General features: G+C 59.0%; 17 protein-coding genes. 6 read left to right on the top strand and 11 right to left on the bottom strand.

Features of this window, described 5'->3' with window-relative positions; all coding sequences use genetic code 11:
- Positions 1 to 34: 34 nt before the first annotated feature.
- Genes FE702_RS06640 through hmgA form a run of 5 tightly spaced genes read right to left on the bottom strand, consistent with a single transcriptional unit; the run spans position 35 to position 5,095 of the window.
- Complete coding sequence (locus FE702_RS06640; protein ID WP_147125470.1) at positions 35 to 223, bottom strand: DUF2783 domain-containing protein; 189 nt, start codon at positions 221 to 223, stop codon at positions 35 to 37.
- Positions 214 to 1,830 (bottom strand): FAD-dependent oxidoreductase, encoded by a 1,617-nt coding sequence (locus FE702_RS06635; RefSeq protein ID WP_147125469.1) that lies wholly within the window; start codon positions 1,828 to 1,830, stop codon positions 214 to 216. Before FE702_RS06635 ends, FE702_RS06640 begins: the two co-directional genes overlap by 10 nt.
- 9 nt (positions 1,831 to 1,839) lie before the next feature.
- A complete protein-coding gene (locus tag FE702_RS06630; RefSeq protein WP_147125468.1) occupies positions 1,840 to 2,790 on the bottom strand; it encodes an MBL fold metallo-hydrolase in 951 nt (316 codons plus the stop codon).
- Positions 2,787 to 3,737, bottom strand: coding sequence for a fumarylacetoacetate hydrolase family protein (locus tag FE702_RS06625; protein WP_147125467.1), 951 nt, complete (start codon positions 3,735 to 3,737; stop codon positions 2,787 to 2,789). Before FE702_RS06625 ends, FE702_RS06630 begins: the two co-directional genes overlap by 4 nt.
- The gene (gene hmgA, locus FE702_RS06620; protein WP_147125466.1) at positions 3,734 to 5,095 is read right to left on the bottom strand and encodes a homogentisate 1,2-dioxygenase; all 1,362 of its coding nucleotides are present in this window, start codon (positions 5,093 to 5,095) and stop codon (positions 3,734 to 3,736) included. The genes FE702_RS06625 and hmgA overlap by 4 nt, the downstream gene beginning before the upstream one ends.
- A gap of 70 nt (positions 5,096 to 5,165) precedes the next feature.
- Between hmgA and FE702_RS06615 the strand changes: the two genes are divergently transcribed.
- Positions 5,166 to 5,630 (top strand): MarR family winged helix-turn-helix transcriptional regulator, encoded by a 465-nt coding sequence (locus FE702_RS06615; protein ID WP_147125465.1) that lies wholly within the window; start codon positions 5,166 to 5,168, stop codon positions 5,628 to 5,630.
- Here the strand turns inward: FE702_RS06615 and otnC are convergent.
- From otnC to FE702_RS06595, 4 genes are read right to left on the bottom strand one after another with little or no spacing between them, the layout of a single operon-like run.
- Positions 5,608 to 6,258 (bottom strand): 3-oxo-tetronate 4-phosphate decarboxylase, encoded by a 651-nt coding sequence (otnC, locus tag FE702_RS06610; protein ID WP_147125464.1) that lies wholly within the window; start codon positions 6,256 to 6,258, stop codon positions 5,608 to 5,610. The genes FE702_RS06615 and otnC overlap by 23 nt on opposite strands.
- Positions 6,255 to 7,529, bottom strand: coding sequence for a 3-oxo-tetronate kinase (gene otnK / locus FE702_RS06605; RefSeq protein WP_147125463.1), 1,275 nt, complete (start codon positions 7,527 to 7,529; stop codon positions 6,255 to 6,257). Before otnK ends, otnC begins: the two co-directional genes overlap by 4 nt.
- Complete coding sequence (gene ltnD, locus FE702_RS06600) at positions 7,526 to 8,470, bottom strand: L-threonate dehydrogenase (protein ID WP_255449654.1); 945 nt, start codon at positions 8,468 to 8,470, stop codon at positions 7,526 to 7,528. Before ltnD ends, otnK begins: the two co-directional genes overlap by 4 nt.
- Before the next feature lie 31 nt (positions 8,471 to 8,501).
- Entirely contained in the window at positions 8,502 to 10,211 is a 1,710-nt protein-coding gene (locus FE702_RS06595; RefSeq protein ID WP_147125462.1) for an ABC transporter ATP-binding protein, read from the bottom strand.
- A 237-nt stretch (positions 10,212 to 10,448) separates the two neighbouring features.
- Between FE702_RS06595 and FE702_RS06590 the strand changes: the two genes are divergently transcribed.
- The 4 genes from FE702_RS06590 (at position 10,449) to FE702_RS06575 (ending at position 15,820) form a co-directional block, all read left to right on the top strand.
- Positions 10,449 to 12,029 (top strand): ABC transporter substrate-binding protein, encoded by a 1,581-nt coding sequence (locus FE702_RS06590; RefSeq protein WP_147125461.1) that lies wholly within the window; start codon positions 10,449 to 10,451, stop codon positions 12,027 to 12,029.
- A gap of 170 nt (positions 12,030 to 12,199) precedes the next feature.
- Complete coding sequence (locus FE702_RS06585; protein WP_147125460.1) at positions 12,200 to 13,765, top strand: ABC transporter substrate-binding protein; 1,566 nt, start codon at positions 12,200 to 12,202, stop codon at positions 13,763 to 13,765.
- Between the two features lie 117 nt (positions 13,766 to 13,882).
- Entirely contained in the window at positions 13,883 to 14,851 is a 969-nt protein-coding gene (locus tag FE702_RS06580) for an ABC transporter permease (RefSeq protein ID WP_147125459.1), read from the top strand.
- 9 nt (positions 14,852 to 14,860) lie between these two features.
- The gene (locus FE702_RS06575; protein WP_147125458.1) at positions 14,861 to 15,820 is read left to right on the top strand and encodes an ABC transporter permease; all 960 of its coding nucleotides are present in this window, start codon (positions 14,861 to 14,863) and stop codon (positions 15,818 to 15,820) included.
- Positions 15,821 to 15,829: 9 nt separating this feature from the next.
- Here the strand turns inward: FE702_RS06575 and FE702_RS06570 are convergent, their stop codons facing one another.
- Both FE702_RS06570 and FE702_RS06565 read right to left on the bottom strand, forming a co-directional pair.
- Positions 15,830 to 17,242, bottom strand: coding sequence for a hypothetical protein (locus FE702_RS06570; RefSeq protein ID WP_147125457.1), 1,413 nt, complete (start codon positions 17,240 to 17,242; stop codon positions 15,830 to 15,832).
- The gene (locus tag FE702_RS06565) at positions 17,242 to 18,933 is read right to left on the bottom strand and encodes a DUF3131 domain-containing protein (protein ID WP_147125456.1); all 1,692 of its coding nucleotides are present in this window, start codon (positions 18,931 to 18,933) and stop codon (positions 17,242 to 17,244) included. The genes FE702_RS06570 and FE702_RS06565 overlap by 1 nt, the downstream gene beginning before the upstream one ends.
- Before the next feature lie 144 nt (positions 18,934 to 19,077).
- Here FE702_RS06565 and FE702_RS06560 point away from each other — a divergent pair, with 144 nt between their 5' ends.
- Positions 19,078 to 21,045, top strand: a complete 1,968-nt coding sequence (locus FE702_RS06560; RefSeq protein ID WP_147125455.1) for an ATP-binding cassette domain-containing protein — start codon at positions 19,078 to 19,080, stop codon at positions 21,043 to 21,045.
- The last annotated feature ends 50 nt before the right edge of the window (positions 21,046 to 21,095 follow it).

Genomic DNA, 21,095 nt, shown 5'->3' with positions numbered 1-21,095 from the left:
CGTTTTTGCGCAAATGCAGTTCGACCGCTCTCTCTTAGCGCGCCTTTGCCGCTGCGAACGCATCGGTCAGGGTTGCACGGTCGCCAATGTGGTTGGCGAGGATCAGGATCAGCCGGGATTTCAAGGCCTCTGCGTCCTCATCCGACAAGCCTTCGAATTGTGCGAGCAGTTCATCATAGAACCCGTCCGGGTCAGGGATGTTCGGGGCGAGGTTCAGCGGCATTGTTTACCCTTGGAGGAAGCGAGGGCCGCAGTGATCGCAGCGCCATCCCACGTGGGCCAGCGTCCAATAATGTGTTGATCGGGGCGGAGCAGATAAACGGCTGTGGGTGCGTCGCCAAGAAATCGCGCGCGCAGGCTGGGTGAGACATCTGTGATACTCAAAACCGCGCAAGGCGCATCCGGACCGACAGACACGTCTCCGATTGTGATAATCTGGAACCCACCGGTGATCTGATCCAACAGGTATCGATTGCCCATTTGCGCATCAGGACAGGCCGCGCCGGGCCGGGTTGCTGCCGGACCATCTAGGGCATCGGGGCCAAAGCCGGGAAGGCCGTCATAGACGCAAGGGGCAGATAGGCGCCCGGAGTTTACCAGTGGTCTTGCAAAAGCATGGCGGCCCGCAAGCTCCAGAACGGCATCGCGGAACGATGTGCTTGCCTTGGACTTCGGGGTCATAAAGTCGGTGGCGCGCGACGAATTCAGGATGTTTTCATCCGCTGCGTACTCCCGTTCCCTGCAATAGGTGTCCAGCAGTGCGTCCGGGGCATCTCCCTTGAGCACGAGGTCGAGTTTCCACGCGAGGTTCTCGGCATCCTGCACACCAGAGTTTGCCCCGCGCGCCCCGAAGGGCGAAACCTGATGAGCGCTGTCGCCTGCAAAGAATGTCCGACCTTGGCGGAAGGATTTCATCCGGCGACATTGAAAAGTGTAGATCGACGTCCAGACCAGTTCGTAGTCTGGAACCGTGCCTGTCTGAGACGACAGCATCGCATCGACACGGGTGCGGATGCGGTCGGGGTCCAACTCGAGATCGCGGTCAATGTCCCAGCCCAGCTGAAAGTCGATCCGCCAGACGTCATCGGGCTGTTTGTGCAGCAGCGCTGATTGGCCGGCATGTTCGAATGGTGGCTGGAACCAGAACCAACGTTCGGTCGGAAAGTCAGCCGTCATGCGCACGTCTGCGATCAGGAAGTTATCCTCGAACACACGACCATCAAAGGACAGGCCAAGGTGGTTGCGGATCGGCGAGCGCGCGCCATCACAGGCAATCAGATAGTCGGCCTCGACAGTATACGCGCCGTCGGGGGTGTCCACGTCAAGCGAGACATGATTGTCATGGTCGGTCAGGCCCGTGACGCGGTTACGCCCTCGGATTTCGATGGGCGCGCCCGCCTTCTGAGCACAGGTGATCGCGGCGTGCAGGTATTCTTCAAAACAGGGTTGTTGCAGGTTGATGAAGGCCGGGTGGCGGTGACCGTCCTCTGGCAGCAGATCGAACTCAAAGACCTGACCGTCGCCATGGAACACGCGGCCCACGTTCCACACGACGCCTTTTTTGAGCATCGGTCCGGCGGCTCCAAGACGGTGTGCGATGTCGAGCGTGCGTTTGGCAAAACAGATGGCTTTGGACCCAAGTCCCGGCCCCTCGTGGTCGTCCAGCAGCAGAACAGGCGTGCCGCGCTGCCCGAGGTCAAGCGCAAGCGCGAGGCCTACCGGTCCGCCTCCGACAACGACCACCGGATGGCGTTGCGCAGGCGCGGTTTGCGCCGCGACCGCAGCGTAGGGATAAAGCGTTTTGACCGTCTCGTAACGCGGGGCGACCATGGGGCCTCCTTAACCTTGCAGCGCTTCCCACATCTCTAGATCGCGCTGTGCGGTCCAGATGCGGGGGTGCGCGATGCCGCGCGCCTCGTCATAGGCGCGGGCGACGTTAAAGGGTAGGCAGTGTTCGTAGATCGCGAAGTCGCTGAACTTAGGATCACATTCGGCGCGGACGGCGTCCCATGCTTCCTTCAGCGTGCCACCGCGTGCGGCTACACGGGCGGCCGGGCGATAGGTGCTTTCGACGAAATCACGGGTGCTTTCGATGGCGGCATCCACCATGTCACGCCCAACCAGCGCGTCTCCACGTCCGGGCGCGATGGCGTCGACCTCATGCGCCTTGATCGCATCCAGCGTGCCGCCCCAGTCGCCAAAGTATCCGTCGCCGCAATAGCAGGCGGAGTGGTATTCGACGATATCGCCTGTGAACATGACATTTTCGTCCGGCACATGCACGACCGCGTCGCCCGCTGTATGCGCGCGACCCACATGTTTGATGTCCACGCGGCGGGAGCCGAGATAGACGGTCATGCTGTCTGAGAAGGTTGTGGTCGGCCATGTCAGGCCGGGGATGCTTTCATGGCCTTCGAACAGGCGGGGGAAGCGTTGGAATTCGCTATCCCAATCCTCTTGCCCCCGTTCGGCAACCATCGCGCGGGCCGCGTCGGACATGATGATCTGCGACGCGCCATAGGCAGATGCGCCCAACACGCGGACCGCGTGGTAATGGGTCAGGACCAAATGGCTGATCGGCTTGTCGGTGACAGAGCGCACCTTTTCGATGACTTTTTCGGCCAGACGCGGGGTCGCCTGCGCCTCGACCACCATGACGCTGTCATCGCCGATGATGATGCCCGAGTTTGGGTCCCCTTCGGCCGTAAAGGCCCAGAGGTCGCGGCCCACCTCGTCAAAGGTGATGGTTTTTTCAGTCATGTCGCCCTGAGAGGCGAAGGCTTTGCTCATGTTGTTTCTACCTTTTGCGAAATTGTGCCGAAGGCATTGTTACCATCTGCGTCCTCGAACCAGATTTCGACATGGTCGCCTTGGGTCAGGAATGGAGTCTTGGGGCTACCGGTGGTCAAGGTTTCGACCATGCGTTGCTCCGCGATGCAGCTATAGCCGCGCCCACCTTCTGCCACAGGCGCGCCCGGTCCGTGCGATGCGTCCCGATTTGAAATCGTGCCAGAGCCAATGACAGTTCCGGCGGGCAAGGGGCGCGTCTTGGCCGCGTGCGCGATCAACTGGCCGAAGTCGAATGTCATATCCTCGCCGGTTTGGGTCCGGCCAAAGGGGCTTCCATTCAGATCGACACACATTGTTCCATTCAATTTCCGGCCGTCCCAGCCGGGCAAGTCATCGGGCGTCACGGCGATGGGAGCCAAGGCAGACGGCGGTTTGGATTGCACAAACCCAAACCCTTTGGACAGCTCATCCGGAATCAGCCCACGGAGCGAAACGTCATTCAGGATCGTGATCAGCCGGACGGCACTTGCCGCATCATCCGGTGAAGCACCTGCCGGCACGTCGCCTGTAATGACGGCAACCTCCGCCTCAAAATCTATGCCCCATGCGGCATCACCGGTGATCGGTGTCGTCGGTCCGTCGAAAACCGCACATCCCTGATACATCAAAGGGTCGGTCCAGAACCGTTTTGGCATTTCGGCCCCGCGTGCGCGCCTGACCAGATCGACATGGTTCACATATGCCGAGCCATCTAGGAAGGTGTGACTGCGCAGGAGCGGGGCGGCGCAAGCAGCCGGATCAAATTCATGTCTGCCGCTGCTCGTTGCGCGAAAATCATCGACGACCAACGCCGACTGCAGACAGGTCTGGCGGGCTGGAACGCAGGTTTCATGTCCCGCGTCGACGATCATCAGGCCGCCCAATTCTGGTACGGTTGCAACTCTCATTTCTTCCCCGGGGTGCCGTCGAATTTCTTCTCAAGACTGTCCCAGCAATCGATGTAGTCGTCCTGAAGCGGCGCGTCTTTGCCTGCAAATTCCGTCAGGTGTTGGGGAAACCGTGTCTCGAACATGAAGGACATCGTGTTGTCGAGCTTGTGCGGTTGCAGATCAGCGTTTGAGGCCCCTTCAAATGCGTTTTTGTCGGGGCCGTGTGGCAGCATCATGTTGTGCAGCGATAGGCCTCCGGGGATGAAGCCTTTCGGCTTGGCATCATACTGGCCGTAGATGTTGCCCATCAGTTCGGACATGACATTCTTGTGGTACCACGGTGGGCGGAAGGTATCTTCGGCCACCATCCAGCGTTCGCGGAACAGGACGAAATCGATGTTGGCCGTGCCTTCGACGCCTGAGGGGGCAGTCAGGACGGTAAAAATCGACGGGTCCGGGTGGTCGAACAGGACCGCACCGACCGGGCAATAGGTCTTCAGGTCATATTTGCAGGGCGCGTAGTTGCCGTGCCATGCCACCACATCCAACGGGCTGTGGCCAATGTGCGTTTCGTGAAATTGCCCGCACCATTTCACCGTGACGGTTGACGGCGTTTCGCGATCCTCGAACGCTGCGACGGGCGTCTTGAAGTCGCGCCGGTTGGCCATGCAGTTCGCGCCAATCGGGCCGCGCCCGGGCAGGGCGAATTTCTGACCATAGTTTTCGCAGACAAAGCCCCGGCAGGGGCCTTGAAGGACCTCGACCCGGTAAACCAATCCGCGCGGCAGGATGGCGATGTCCTGCGGCGCGACGTCGATGACACCAAGCTCGGTGCAAAACCGTAGCTGCCCTTCTTGGGGGACTACCAATAGTTCGGAGTCCGCTGAGTAGAAGTAGGCGTCCTCCATGCTTTGCGTCACTAGGTAGATATGGCTGGCCATCCCGACCTGGGTGTTCACGTCTCCGGCAGTCGTCATTGTGCGCATGCCCGTCAGCCACGTGAGCGGTTCCTGCGAATGGGGTACTGGATCCCAACGATATTGACCCAGAGATGTCACATCAGCCGGAATGTGCGGCGCAGATTTCCAGTAGGGCAGGTCGATCCGTTCAAAGCGTCCGGTGTGTTTGACCGACGGACGAATGCGATAACACCAAGTGCGTTCGTTCTGGTGGCTGGGCGCGGTAAACGCCGTGCCAGAAAGCTGTTCGCCATATAGACCGTAATTGCACTTTTGCGGGCTGTTCATGCCTTGGGGCAGGGCGCCGGGCAGCGCCTCGGTTTCAAAATCGTTCCCGAAGCCGGGCATGTAACCGGGATTCGTGCCTGCTGGTGTGGCGGCACTGATCAGTCCGTGCGGTTTTGAGGCGTCGTTCATGGGGCCATCCTTGCTCAACGCGCAAGGCGTATTAGTTGGTTTTGTAACTAACAACATTTAATCCGTTGATATGCCCGACACTGAGACCTTCGATCTTCAGGATTTTTTGCCCTACCTGCTGAACGAGGCGGCGGATGCAACGAGCCTTGAATTTCAACGCTATTACAAAGACCGCTACGGCATGCTGCGCACGGAATGGAGGGTTCTCTTCCATTTGGGTCACTACGGCATGATGACGGCCAAACAGATTTCGGACAGCGCGCGCATCCATAAAACCAAAATCAGCCGCGCTGTTGCGGCGCTAGAAGAGAAACGGTTTGTGCAACGCGAACGCGATGAAGTGGATCGCCGGATCGAAAACCTGTGGCTGAGCAAAACAGGGCAGGCGGCATTTCGGGACCTCAGCGCACAGGCGGCACAATACGATCAGATATTCATGGCCAAAGTGCCAGAAGCAGATCGCGAAGCCCTGCGCCGATGCCTTCGTGTGATCGCGGATATTCAGACGCCTGTTAGTCGTCCCACTCCACGTTGAATTTCGTGACCAGAGCCTGAACCTGATCATCCGTCAGCCCGCGCGCGTTCACCCCGCGCAGCATCATGGCAAGCCGCGCCGTGTCTTCCAGCTCTTCGATGGCGTTGCAGGCGGCTTCGACATCTTTGCTTGCCACCACCGGGCCATGGTTCGCGAGCATGACTGCCGAGCGTTTACCTGCCAATCCGCGCACAGCATCGCCCATGGCCGGATCGCCCGGTAAGAAGAATGGCAGCAGCTTGACCTTGCCCAGCTTCATGACCGCATAAGGCGTCAAAGCAGGTAGAAAGTTGTCAGGATCAACGTCTGGCATCATTGACAACGCAACAGAGTGGCAGGAATGCAGGTGGACTACGGCGCCTGCCGATGACCGTGTGTCGTAAAATGCTGTGTGCAGCGGCATCTCTTTGGTCGGTGGATCACCGTCGATGAGCGTCCCTGATGCATCAAACCGAGACAGACGCCCTGGATCAAGTCGTCCAAAGCTTGTCCCCGTTGGCGACACGAGCAACCCGCCATCATCGGTTCTGGCCGATATATTGCCCGTCGAGCCGCCCGTCAGCCCCCGGTCGAACATGGACTTGGCAAGTACGCAAATCTGTTCGCGAAGGCGGCTTTCTGCGCTCATGCGGTGTCCAGTCTTTCAAAGGCGTCGGTGAAAAAGGTCTCGGTGCCAAAATTGCCGGATTTGAGCGTCAAGGCAACGCGCTTGCCGTCCGTCGTGCAATAGGTCCACGGGACACCGGGGGCGATCTCGGGACCGATGTCCAACTGGCTGACGCCAAGGGCCTGCGTGACGGCGCCGGATGTTTCGCCACCAGCGACAACGATGCGGCCGGCGCCCGCGTCGCGAGCCGCAGTGGCGCAGGCGGCCAACGCCTGTTCTACAATTTCACCGGCGCGGGTCGTTCCAAGCTTCTCTTGGGCGGCGCGGACCTGATCGGGTTCTGCCGTTGCATAGATTAGTGGGCGACGGCTCAAATCCTGTTCCCCAAGCCACGTCAGTGCCGCATCTGCGCCTTGATCGGCGAGCGTGAGAGGTTCAAGTCTGAACGCCGGCGCGCCGGTCGCGACATAATCCTGTACCTGTGCTCGGGTCATTGCAGAGCAACTGCCGGACAGGACGATCCCGCTTTCCGCGAGATTATCCGGTTTCGCGGCTTTCGGTGCATCTGCTGGCAAAGTGCCGTCGCGCAGATAAAGTTGGGGCAGGGGCATGGCGACGGCGCTACCGCCTGTCATCAACGGCATGTCACGACAGGCCTCGGCAATGATCGGCAGGTCCGCATCTGACACAGCGTCGACGATCACATGCGCGACCCCGTTGTCCTTCAGGTCCTGCAAACGATCGCGCAGAGCCAAGACGCCACGATCAACGACCAGTCTATTGGCAAGTCCCACAGGGCGTGTCACCTGCGGTTCAAGCAGGCGCATCAAATTGCTGTCGCGCATCGGCGTCAGCGGATGATCCTTCATCGGGCTTTCGTGCAGCGGCTGTTCCCCGACAAAGAGGTTACCCATTAAGATCGCGCGCCCGTTCTCTGGGAAAGCCGGACAGTAGATTGTTTGATCCGTGTCCAGCGCGTTCATCAATGCCTCGGCCACCGGACCAATATTGCCGTCGGGCGTGCTGTCGAAGGTTGAGCAGTATTTCCAGAAAAACCGTTGGGCTCCAGCGGCTTGCAGCCAATTCAGAGCGCGCAGCACATCTGACTTGGCGGCTTCGACAGGGGCTGTGCGGGATTTCAGCGCGATTACCTCAAACGGGGCGGTATCGGCGGGGGGCGCATCCGGCACTCCGATCCTCAGGCTGACCTGAACACCGCTACGCGCCAGCAATCCGGCAAGGTCGGTGGCCCCGGTAAAATCGTCGGCGATGCAGCCCAGTAGCGTCGTCATTCTGTGTCCTTGGATGGAAGTGTCAGGTTCGCAGCCTTTGCATAGACCTTGGCCACGGCGGCGTCATCTTCGGCACCCAGGCCCATGGCAACGGCTGCGTTGAATTGGGCAAGCGCGGCTTGGGTGATCGGTGTCTGCAATCCCTTCTCATTGGCGATTTCAGTCACGATACCAAGGTCCTTGGGCCAGATGGTGACCGCGCTATGCGGTGTATAATCGCCGTCCACGATGTGCGGCGCGCGGTTTTCAAGCATCCAACTCGTACCGGCACATTGCGAGATGACATCCAGAAATGTTTCGGGCGCGACACCTTGGGCAAGCCCGAATGTCAAAGCCTCGGCCATTGTCGCGATGTGGACGCCGGCCAGCAATTGATTGACCGCTTTCATCGCCGAGCCTGCGCCAGCGCTCTCGCCAAGGTCAAAGACGGTCGACGCTACCCCATCAAGCAGGGGCTTTGCGGCGTCTTTCGCAGCCTGTGAGCCTGAGGCCATGACAGAAAGGTCGCCCTTGGCGGCGCGGACGGCCCCGCCAGAGATCGGCGCATCAAGGTATTGGACACTGTGATCGCTGCAGCGGCGCTCCATCTCGCGGGCAAAATCGGGCGCTACGGTCGCACAGGCCACGATCACACTGCCTTGCTTCATGCGTGGCACGAGCGCGTCATCGCCGAACAAGACCGCCTCTGTTTGTGCGGCGTTCACGACGACAATGGCGGCGGCGTCTATCGTTGAAGCAACGCAGGCAAGTGATGCGGCGCGGCCTGTTTCGCTCTGAAACCGGGACTCGCGTTCTGCGTCGCGGTCAAACCCATAGGTTTCCAGCCCTGCACGGTGAAGCGATTGGGCCATGCCAAAGCCCATAGAGCCCAGACCGATGACAGCACACGAATAGGACAAGGTCGCTCCTGTGTTCAGATTTCTCGCCGCCACATTGGACAGCGACAACAGCAAAGCGCAAGGGGCTGCTGGGTCAGGCGAGTTCGCTGAGACCTTCAGTCGACAAAGTGTCGAGGCGCGGCATGAGGCTGAGCAACTCCCGGGCATAGTCCGTCTGCGGGTTGGCAAAGAGTTGGTCGGTTGCTTGAAGCTCCATCAACTTGCCGTCTTTGACGACCGCCACGCGATCACACATCTGACGCACAACGGGCAGGTCATGGCTGATGAACAGCATCGTCAGGCCCAGATGCTCCTGTAGATCCTTCAGAATGTTAAGGATTTGCGCCTGAATGGACACATCAAGCGCGCTGGTCGGTTCGTCACAAATCAGGAACTCAGGCTGCGTGGCCAAGGCGCGGGCAATGGAAATCCGCTGCCGCTGACCGCCGGAGAATTCATTTGGATAGCGTTGACCTGCCTCCGCGCCAAGCCCCACTCGCTCCAGCAATTCGTCCACCCGCTCCTGCACAGCCCGGCCCGACAGAAGTTTGTGATGTAGGATCGGTTCCGCGATGATGGCGTCCACCCGCATGCGTGGGTTCAGGGATGAGTAGGGGTCCTGAAAGATCATCTGAATGCGGCGGCGGTAATCGGCTTGCGCCTCTTTGTCTTTGGGGTTGCTGACAATCGTGCCGTCAAAGCTGACCTCACCGCCATCAAGTCCATAAAGGCCGCAGATCATCCGCGCGATGGTGGATTTGCCAGAGCCGGACTCGCCCACAACGCCAAAGACTTCGCCCGGCATGATGCTGATGCTGACATCATCAACGGCGGTGAACAGGTCGCGATCCCATGGCAGGATGCCTTGCCGTTTGATGAACGTCTTGGTCAGGTTGCGCGCTACGACGAGCGGTTTGGATGGATCGTGATCCGGTTTGGGCCACGACCGCGCGAGGTCTTCGATCGCAAACTTCGTCTCGCGGCCATCATAGCTCATTTGCGGGAAACGGCGCAGTTTGAGGTTCGGACGCGGGACGGCGGCGATGAGTGTCTTGGTGTAGGGATGCTGTGGCGCGCCCATGATTTGGTCGGTTGGGCCGCTTTCTACGACCTTGCCCAGATACATGACGGTGACCTTGTCGGTGGTGTCTGCGATGACCCCGATGTCGTGGGTGATCAGGATCACGCCAACCTGACGTTCACGGGCCAGCTCTTTGATCAGATCAAGAATTTGCGCCTGTACCGACACGTCCAACGCAGTGGTCGGTTCGTCGGCAATGATGACATCCGGTTCTGAGCAGAGCGCCAGCGCAATCACCACGCGCTGCCGCATCCCGCCCGAAAACTGATGCGGGTACTGGTCGAGCCGGGTGTCGGGATCAGGGATGCCCACGCGATCAATCAGGTCGCGCGCGCGCTGAATTGCTTCCGAGCGGCTGACATCCAAGTGTTCGAGAATGGTTTCGACCAGTTGCTGGCGCACGGTGTAAAGCGGGTTCAAAGAGGTCAGCGGATCCTGAAAGATCATGCTGATTTTCTTGCCGCGCAGGCTGCGCATGGCGTTGGTGTCCAAGCCGCTGATCTGATCGCCCTGAAAGTCGATTTCGCCGCCTGTGATGTGACCCGGCCGCTCAAGCAGGCCCATCACCGCCGCGCCAATAGTGGATTTCCCGGCGCCTGATTCCCCGACCAGACCGTGAATTTGACCCGGTTCGACGGTTAGGTCCGCGTGATCGACGGCGACGAATGTCTTTCGGCGCGTCGGGAATTCGACGGTCAGGTTCTGGATGTCGAGAAGGCTCATAAAAGGTCCCGCATGAGTGTCCTTTAGGGGTGCCAGCCAGAGGCCAGCGTGGCAAGAGGCGCTGTCGCGGTAACTGCTCTTTTCGGCGTCAATTGCCCGGTTCGCAGGCAGACGACCTCGGGTCAAGAGGGCCTCAAACCATCAAAGTGACTTGCAACCCGAAAATTATCGGCCACTCTGTCGGCACAGGGCGGGGACAAAATCACCCGCCTCCCAAAACCAACTCGGAGGAGATCCATGAGATCCACGACGACACTTTTGTCGGCGGCTCTGCTGCTTTCGACCACTGCTTTGGCCAATGCCGAGACGCTGCGCTGGGCGCGTGCCGGTGATGCGCTGACGCTCGACCCACACGCTCAGAACGAAGGTCCAACTTCGGCGCTGGCCCACCAGATCATGGAACCGCTTGTGATGCGCGACATGACAGGTGCAATTGTGCCTGCACTGGCCACGGAATGGGGCCCGTCCGCCGATGACCCGAATGTCTGGGTATTCAAACTGCGCGAAGGCGTGACGTTCCATGACGGCGCGGCCTTCACGTCCGAGGATGTGAAGTTCAGCCTTGATCGCGCGATGACAGAGGATTCTGACTATAAAGAGCTCTTGGCTTCCGTGGTCGAAGTCCGCGCGCCGGACGACATGACGGTGGAAATTGTCACCGACGGTCCAAACCCGATCATGCCCAACAACCTGACAAACATGTTCATCATGGACAAGGATTGGGCCGAGGCGAACAACGCCACCAAGGTGCAGGACTATGAAGGTGGGGAAGACACATTTGCCGCCAAGAACGCGAACGGCACCGGGCCATATAGCCTTGTCAGCCGCGAACCTGACGTCCGCACCGTCCTGACGATCAACGAGAACTATTGGGGCATAGAAGAATTCCCAATGGACGTGACCGAGATCATCTATACCCCGATCCAGAACGCCGCGACCCGTGTTGCCGCGCTGCTGTCGGGCGAGGTTGATTTCATCCAAGACGTGCCTGTGCAGGATCTTGCCCGTGTGGGTGACGCAGACGGTCTTGATGTGCGCACCGCGCCTCAGAACCGCGTCATCTTCTTCGGCATGAACATGGGTGCCGATGATCTGGCCAATGACAGCGTCGAAGGTGCGAACCCTCTGGCCGACGTTCGCGTGCGCAAGGCAATGTCAATGGCGATCAACCGTGATGCGATCCAACAGGTCGTTATGCGCGGTCAGTCTGCCCCGGCTGGCATGATCTCGCCTCCGTTCGTGAACGGCTGGAACGCCGAAATGGACGGCAGCTCGACCACGGACATCGAAGGTGCCAAGGCGCTGATGGCCGAGGCTGGCTATGGTGACGGGTTCTCGATCCAACTGGATTGCCCGAATGACCGCTACATCAACGATGAAGCGATCTGTCAGGCGGCTGTTGGTATGCTGGGCCAGATTGGCGTGACGGTGAACCTGAACGCACAGCCAAAGGCACAGCACTTCCCGTTGATCGCGAACCTCGAAACCGACTTCTACATGCTGGGCTGGGGTGTTCCGACTTATGACTCGGAATACATCTTCAACTTCCTCGTGCATGGTCGTTCGGACAAATACGGGTCGTGGAACGGCACGGGTTTCGACAATGCTGAGCTGAACGACAAGATCGTGTCGCTTGCGTCGAATACCGACCTTGAGGCGCGGAACGCGGATATCAACGCGATCTGGCAAGTTGTTCAGGACGAACAACTTTACATCCCTATCCACCACCAGGTGCTGAACTGGGGCATGAAGTCCGGCGTTCAGACGGTCGTGGCACCGGATGACACCGCCAAGTTCAAGTATTTTGAAATGAACTAAGCGCTCTTGATCCAAACCGACGAAGGGCTGCCCAATTGGGTGGCCCTTTTTCGTGTGACACGCGGATGTGATCGGTGCCGTGCAGGCAAAGGTGGCGATGCGCGTAGAATTGATGTGAGTGTTGTGGGCGCTACCATTTGGTAATCAAGACCTTGGGGAGAACTAAGACCATGCGTACCCTGACTGCGGCTCTGGCTGTGTCCACCGCGCTTTCATCACCTGTTATTGCCGAAGATTTTTCATGGGCGGTCACAACCGACCCGCAGACGATGGACCCGCACGCGGTCAGCTCGGCACCTGTGCTGGGCTTTCTGAACAACGTCTACGAAGGGCTGGTGCGCCGCGGCAAGGATATGTCGATCGAACCTGCGCTGGCCACGTCGTGGGAGCCGATTGGCGATGGCGAAGGCTGGCGGTTTTTCCTGCGCGAAGGTGTGACGTTCCAGAACGGCAACGCCTTTGACGCGCAGGACGTGCTGTTTTCCTACGAACGTGCCTCTTCCGAGGCGTCCGACGTGCGCAGTTGGTTTGCGCCAGTATCCGAGGTGCGCGTCGTCGATGATTTCACTGTTGAGATCATGACTTCTGCCCCCAATCCGATTTTCCCGGACAGCATCGCAAACTGGATGATCATGGACAGCGACTGGGCGCGTCAGCATCTGGTTGAATTTCCGGATAAGGAACAAGGCAACTTTGCCACGTTGAACACGAATGGCACAGGCGCCTTCCGCATTGTGTCGCGTCAACCCGACCTTGAAACCGTGCTTGAGCCTTTTGATGGCTGGTGGGGTGAGGTCGAACACAACATCACCCGCGCGACTCTGACCCCGGTCCAGAACCCCGCGACTGCGCTGGCGGCGCTGCTGTCCGGCGATGTCGACTTCATCAACCCGGTGCCCATTCAGGATGTGGCGCGTCTGCAGGGCAACGATGATGTCAGCGTCATTCAGGGCATTGAGGCCCGCGTGATCATGTTCGGGTTCCCGCATGAGGCGGAGACGCTCAAGTTCTCGTCAGACGTCACCGACGCCAACCCATTTGCTGACGTGCGTGTCCGTCAAGCGGTGGCGCATGCAATCAATGTTCCTGCGATCCTGCAGACCATCATGCGCGGCAATGCCGAAGAGGTCGCTCAACTCGTCAGCCCGGCGATGCGCGGATTCTCGGACGGTCTGGCAGAACGCCCAGAATACAACCCGGACCGCGCGCGGGAGTTGCTGGCAGAGGCGGGGTATCCCGACGGGTTTTCCTTTGGCCTGAAATGCCCAAACAACCGCTATCTGAATGACGAGGCTGTCTGTCAGGCGGCGACGGGGATGCTGGCGCAGGTGGGATTGAATGCCGAATTGGATGCGATGCCGGTATCCAACTATTGGCCGGAACTGCGGGCCGATAATTACGACATGTACCTGCTGGGCTGGAGCCCGGGTACGTTTGATGCCGAACACCCGATCCGGTTCCTCGCATCGACCCCGAACGAGGAAAAGCGGTTGGGAAGCTGGAACTTTGGCGGCTATTCGAACGAACGCATCGATGCCTTGCTGCCGATGATCCAGTCCGAGATCGACGATAGCAAACGTCAGATGATGTTGGACGAGGTCGCAGGCATCCTTCAGGACGAGGCCGCCTATGTGCCGATGTACGTTCAGCCGCTGATCTGGGGAACGGCATCGAATATCGAGATGGTCCAGCGTCCAGACAACTTCTTTATCCTGCGCTGGGTGACGGTGAACTGATCCCTGATTGGGGGCGTACGCTGTGGTCGTCCGCAGGTTTGACAAAATTGATGCGGGCGCGCGGTTGACCCTAGGCTGCGCCTTGACCCCGGCGCGTCGCCCGTATCACATCATCCCATGATTTCTTTCATCATCCGCCGTGTCCTCCAATCGGTCCTCGTCCTTCTGGTCGTGGGTCTTGTTGCGTTTTCGATGTTCCGCTTTGTGGGCGATCCGATCGACAACATGCTTGGGCAGGAAAGGACCATTGAGGATATCGAACGCCTACGGACGCAGCTTGGCCTCGATCAGCCTTTTGTCGTTCAGTACTACAAATTCCTCGAAGGGGCTGTGCAGGGCAACTTTGGCGTGAGCTATCGTCAGGGACGACCGGTCGCCGAAATCATCATTGAACGTGCACCAGCAACATTGGAACTGGCGGCTGTGTCTGGTGTTCTGGCTATCCTGCTTGGCATTGCCCTCGGCGTGTTTACGGCTATCCGACGAAACGGGTTTGCAGCCAATTTCATCATGTCAGCGTCCCTGATCGGGGTGTCTTTGCCGACCTTCCTGATTGGTATCTTACTGATTTATCTGTTTTCTGTGGAGCTTGGCTGGTTGCCCAGTTTTGGACGCGGGGAGGTCGTCGATCTCGGGTGGTGGAGCACCGGGTTCCTGACCGAGAGCGGGTTAAAGGCGTTGATCCTTCCGTCTATCACGCTGGGGCTTTATCAGATGACGCTGATCATGCGGCTTGTACGCTCCGAGATGCTAGAGGTACTGCGACAGGATTATATTCGCTTTGCCCGGGCGCGGGGATTGAAGGACCGCGCACTGTACTTCCGCCACGCATTGAAGAACACGATGGTGCCGGTCATCACGGTCATTGGTCTGCAACTTGGCGCGATCATCGCCTTTGCGATCATCACCGAGACGGTGTTCCAATGGCCCGGTGTCGGGCTTTTATTCATCAATGCAATCCAGTTCGTGGATATCCCAGTGATGGCGGCGTATCTGATGCTGATCTCGGTGATGTTCGTTGCGATCAACCTGATTGTGGACCTTTTGTATCTGGCGATCGATCCGCGTCTGCGGATCGGACGGTAGGAGCGCGCTATGACCGATACACCGATTGAGACGCCCGCTGCTAAGGCGCCGCCAAAGACGGCATTTGGCCGGTTTCTGGACAGCGATTTCTTTTACTCGTTCCGCAAGTCACCGGTGGCTGTCACGTCTTTTGGGGTGACTGTTCTGTTGATCCTCTCGGCGATCTTTGCACCGCTGATTGCGCCGACCAATCCGTTTGATCCCGCATCGCTCAACCTGATGAACGGCTTCACCGCGCCGATGACGCCGAACGCGTTTACAGGCGAAACCTTTTTGCTGGGCACCGACGATCAGGGACGGGATGTGTTTTCGACCATTCTTTATGGCATGCGTATCTCGCTTTTTGTGGGGGCCGCTGCGGTGGCCTTTGCCATGGTGCTTGGTATCGCGCTGGGCCTTTTGGCTGGCTATGTCGGGGGCTGGACAGAAACGATCATCATGCGCGTCGCGGATGTGCAGCTGACCTTTCCGTCGATCCTTGTGGCGATGTTGATCTTCGGGATCGCCAAAGGTGTCACGCCGATCGAATACCGCGATCAAATGGCGATCTGGGTGCTGATCGTCGCCATCGGTCTGAGCGATTGGGTGCAGTTCGCACGGGTTGTGCGTGGGGCCACACTTGTTGAAAAGGGCAAGGATTACGTTCAGGCTGCGCGCCTGATCGGACGACGCCCCGTGCCGATCATGGTGCGTCACATCCTTCCAAATGTGCTGTCTCCTGTGCTTGTGATCGCAACGATTTCGCTTGCGCTTGCGATCATCGCCGAAGCAACGCTGAGTTTCCTAGGCGTCGGTGCGCCACCGACACAACCCTCGCTTGGAACTTTGATCCGGATCGGCCAAGGATTCCTGTTCTCGGGCGAATGGTGGATCTTGTTTTTTCCCGCTTTGACGCTGCTTGCACTGGCCTTGAGTGTGAACTTGCTTGGCGATTGGCTGCGCGACGCCCTGAACCCAAAACTGCGCTGACCCGCTGGACTAATTGGCAAGGCTGCGGAAGTAATCAGTCAATGGTTGATAGTCGTCGCCACTGGCCGACCCTGAACGGCTGCTCTCCAGCTGCGCCGCGTGTTGCACTGCCATATCGGAAGGCAGCGGAAGCGCGGGCGTTAGCCCTGAGAGCAGGTCAACTGCTGTCGGCGGATCGCTCGTCTCAATCAGGCTTTCATCCGAAGCCCGCAATTGCAGGATCATCAGCGCGGTCTTGGCATCAAGGCCCATGCTCACGGTCAGGTAATGCAGATGCCGCGCCTCTTCACCGAAATCCTCGGGCATGGCTGGCGGCGCGTCGGCTGGCATTGGGTCTTGCGGGTCGGTCATCGCGCCCAACTCCTGTTCGAGGGATAACAGATCAGACTGCAGCGACGGATCGCGCGTCCAGTGGGTCCTTGGCGCGCTGTTGAGGGGGGATGCCGTCCCAAAGGCCGCCGGCATTTGTGTGCCTCCGGCACCCGTTTGGGCGATCAACATGTCTCGAAGGACAGCAACTTCGGCCTGAAGGGCCGCCAGAGTTGCGTCGCTAGGTGCCGCTGGGTTTGTACCTGCCAGTGGCATGTTGGCGGCGCTGTTTACATCTTGGATCGCTTGTTCGGCGGGTAAGGCCGCATCAGAGTCTGCCGGAATTTGTGCAGGATCGACGGCAACCGGCACCGCGACTGCGCGCCCGGCACCATTCCAGTTCACCGGTTGCGTCAGCGCGTCAGGGTTCGGGCCACCCGTTCGTGGTACAGGCCAATTCGTAGGCAGCACCGCATAATCCTGACGCGCCACCAACCAGCGCAGGTAGGCGGTCACGACCGGGAAACCCGTCAATGGAACTTCTTCCAAAACATTACCATTGCGGCGCGTCACCAGCGTTCCGCCTGATCCCAATAGCGTTTCAAGCTGTTGATCCAGCGTGCCGATGATCCGCGCGGGGATCTGCAACTCGGCAAAGCCGTCATTCAGAAAGAACTGATCCTGCGTCGTCGACTGCTCAAGCTTGAGCTGCACCTGTCCGGTTGAACTGAGCGTAAGCGTCATGGGCCCTTTGCGGGCCATGCAAACATAGGTGCGCGGGCGGCAAATGACTTCGAAGACATCCGTATCCAGCCGTGGAGAAGGCGAAAATCGGGCATAGCCATCCGGGTCGAACCGGAAATAGCTGCCTTGGACCAATCCTTCCTGAAAGGTGGCCCAACCGAACGAGCCGCGCAGCGCCTGTTGGGCCTCGCGCGCGCCAACGCTAAACGGGATTGCCGTGTTTAAGATGGCGTTTTCCGGGGAAAAGGCCTGTGCGCCCGCAGGTTCAGTGGTCACGGTCTGGGCCGATAGTGGCCCCGAAGACGCAAGCGCAGTCACACCGCAGGCAAGAACCCCCGCGCCAAGTGTTTTGATCAGAGTTGGTGTCATCAGTAGTCTGCCTCCGTCTGGATCGAATGCCGAAGGGCGGGCAGCCAATCCTTTTCAAGTGGGGGGTCTGGAAGGTTGCGAATTTCGCGGATGTCCTGATCGCGGAAGGCCGTATACCAAACCTCTGTTTCGCCGGTATAGGCGGTCAGGATCGGACCCTGCACCTTGTGCAACAGGGATGTCAGGATGATACCGTTATTATTCGCGGTAAAGATTTCGACGCGTCCCTGGCCCCGTTCATAAAGGCCCTCATACATGCCGTTTTCCGGGTCATAGAGTTCGATGATCGCGTCAAAGAGTGCGTCTGTATAAGGCGTGTCCCACAGTGCCCAAAGCCCGATGGCCGCCTTGGCCGCGACGGCGGCGTGATCGGGAACGTAATCCCCCCGCGGGGTCACCGTGTTCCAAGGATAGCCGTCGCTGAAAATCGTGTCATAGGTAAAGTAGGGCGGGCCTTTGACGTTGTGCTCTGACCGCGCGGTCATGAACCCGGTGCGGCGCCAGCGATTTTCCTGCACCTGATAGATACGGTCCGCAAACTCGGCGCGCCAACCGTCGGAATGAAGCCATTCCGGGCTGCTATCGTCATAGGGCATGTCAAAGCCCAGCTCTAATCCATCCTGAAGGTAGGATTCGGTGACGACGTAGTTTTGCGAGTGGAATATGCGCGGGTCACGTCCGTCATAAGGGATCTGCACGCCAAAGATGCTTGCCGTCAAAAACGGTTCTGCGCGATGGGCCAGGACCGGGCGAAACCCCCACAGCGCAAAGCCCTTGGCGGCGTATTCTTCATATCCCAGTCGGCCTTCCTGCGCATAGACGGTTTCGCCTGTGTCGCTATCGACGAATGCACCGTGCATGACGCCTTCGCTATCGACCACGTTGGAATAATCCCACTTCAGCAACGTGGAATCGATGGTGTTGCCCAGATAAGGGTAGCGGTTCTTGAGGATGCGCATCCACACAAGGAAACGTCCGATATCCAACGCCGAGAAACCGATTTCACCGGGTTTGTTGGTGTAATCGACCTTTTCGCCGGTTTTGGTGTGATACACCTTGTTCGGCATTTCCTTGCGGAATAGCTCCAGCCCCTTGATCGTGGTCAGAAGCTGAAGCACCCGGCGGTCGAACTCAGTCTTCTCGATCAGGCAAAGTTCGTAGGCCGCCACTGTCGCCGCGATGTAAGAGGCCGTGTCCCAAAGTGTGGTCGACGGATAGTTGCCCACCGAATTGGCCAGTCCGGTTTCGGGCTGAGTGAACTTGTCAAAGTAATGCCAAGCCACCTGAGCAGCGCGCATTTCACGCTCGTCCAGAAATCCACGGCGTGTCTTAAACGGGCGGACATAGCCGTTGCGCCGAGTGTATCCTGCGACCTGATCGTCGCCGCGATCCAGGGATTCATAGTAATCGGCTTTCATTTCACACATGCGTGGCGGTTTCAGGCGTGGCTCTTGCCCGCGGACGCGGCTTGTTGTGTCGGCCAATCGATTGCCGCGCATCAGCGCGGGCAGGCGGTCAAGGTCGCTACCCGCGATCACGGGAATGATTTCTTCCTCCTGTGCAAGGAAAAGTGCCCGCGCAGCAGACCCCACGGTCCACGCCGTCAAGGCGACGGTCGTCGCCGCCCCAAGGAACAATGCAGTCGCAAAGCCAACGGTTGTCCGTCTTTCCTCGTGTCCTTGTTTTCCCATCACGCCTTCCAAATCAGGTGGATCGCGGACGGTGGTAGCGCGCGAGTGGTTAACATTCCGACAAGCGCAAATGCCTGAATTTGGAAATCAGTTATTAAGCATCCGTGCGTTACCCATGGCCGGACTTTGTCCAAGGGGGCGCGCATGAAGCCGGATGATGACCTTAAAACCCACATACGGGATGGATCGGCCACGCCAGTGTCCGGTAGCGGACAGATGACAGCGGGTCAGATTGCCGATCGCGGTACGCCGAATTGGGCGCGATATGTCTCTTTTCTGTTCTCCATCGGCACGGCTTTGTGTTTGCTGGCAGTCGCCGTCTTGACCATTTTCATGCAGTCTCTTGTCGCTCTGGAGGGTGAGGTTTTTGCCACCCCGATGCTCTTGGCGCTTGCGCTGGTTGCGGTCTTGGGGGGCTTCATCCTTGATTACGCGCATGCGCGGGCGCTTGCGGGCTACCGACAGGCGCGGATGCGCACCGAGGCATTGGCGCAAGCCGGCGTTGCCGTCCTGCTGACCATTGCGCTTGCGGTCCTGCATCCTTTGCTCGCAGTCCCCAGCGTCTCAGGAGCAATCTTTCTTTGGGTGACGCATTACGCTTTGTCCGGCTGGGGGCAGATTGAACGTCTTTGGGATTTCAGGTCTGCCGAGGCGGCGGCGTTTCTGACGGGACGTGATGAAGTTGGGTATGACCTCGCCCGACGCAGCGTGACGGATCACGCGCTCGCGCCACAGGTCACGCGCGTGATTGCATGGATGGCCATGGCAATTGCTTTTGGTCTGGCGTCTTGGCTGACGGCTGAAGGCGTGCTCAGCATGCCTGCCATTGCAGCGGTCGGGTTGATCACGTTCTGGGCGGTCGGTGCCATGGGGCAGTTCGCTCAGGTGCGTCTTGTACCGGATCCGAACCACGGGGGCGGTACAGCCCGCGTCGAAACCTTCGGCGCCGACGCAGAAGAGCTGCAGGATGCCGCAAAGGTGGCGGGTCTGCATGTTCGACAGCTTACGGTCGAGGACGCGGCAGGTCCGGCCCTGTTGCAGGATGTCAGTTTCGACGTGGCACCTGGCGAAGTGATCGGCGTGATCGGCGATGCTGCCGCAGGTAAAAGCCTGCTTTTGCGGAGCCTGCTGAACCCGTTCGACCTAGAGGACGCATATGTCAGGGGCCGGGTCACCTATAATGGCGTGGATGTTTGGACGCGGAGCAATGAACAGCGTGGCGTGGCTATGGTCCATGTCCCAAGCCAGCCGCGCATGTTGCCCACGACGGGCGACGATAACCTGACCTGTTTCCGGGGTGAAGACGCAACTGATCGTGCGGGCCGATGCCTTGAAAGCCTTGTATTCTCAAGCGACGCTGTGGATCGGATCAGGTCCGCGCCAAATGCAACGCTTTTGTCGGCCAGCGACCAAAAGGCATTAAGCCTTGCGCGCGCCTTTTTGATGAACCCTGCTTGCTATCTGATCGACCGCCCTGAGGATGCGTTGTCGGAGAAGTCTTTGGCCTCACTGCTAGACCGCATCCAGATGGAGCGCCGTGCCGGGCGCAGCTTTGTCATTGTGAGCGAACATCGTGCCTTGCTTGAGGCGTGTGACAAACTGCTGATGCTACAGGACGGTCGTGTTCTTGACTTCGCGCCAGCTACCGAAATCCGTCGCAGGCTGTCGTCCGGATGGGTTCGGTTTGTCACGCCCCGCCACCTGGAGAGCGAAGACACGCTTACGGCTTGGATTCGTTCGCATTTCAAGCGCAATGGCGATGAAGGCAACCGGCGCAGCTTATGTACCGTGGCTGCAGAACTGCTGGCTCTGTCCTGTCAGGATGCGACCACAGATGGCAGTGAACGCGTATATTTTGATTTTAAGCATTTCGAAGGCCATGCGCTGCTCAAACTGACGGACAATTCCCCTTTGTTGACCTCTGGGCGGATCGAGCTTGCCGAACGTGAAGCCGTCGGAGAAACGGGGCCGAAGAAATCGCCATTGGCCAAGCTGATCCATTTGAGCGAGGCGGTTGAACAATCCTTGAATGACGGGCGGCGCGTCCTGACCGTGCGTGTGGCCACCTATGATCCGCGCAAGAACCAGGCCGGACCATCCTCTAGTGCGTAGGTCGCTCCATAAACTGCGTGCTTCGCCATTGGGGCCAAAACGCCTTGTCT

Origin of the sequence: Shimia ponticola (assembly GCF_007995215.1) — a bacterium.
GTDB classification, from domain to species: domain Bacteria; phylum Pseudomonadota; class Alphaproteobacteria; order Rhodobacterales; family Rhodobacteraceae; genus Shimia_B; species Shimia_B ponticola.
Note: the sequence above shows the minus strand (reverse complement) of the source record. Positions and strands in the feature narration are given on the sequence as shown.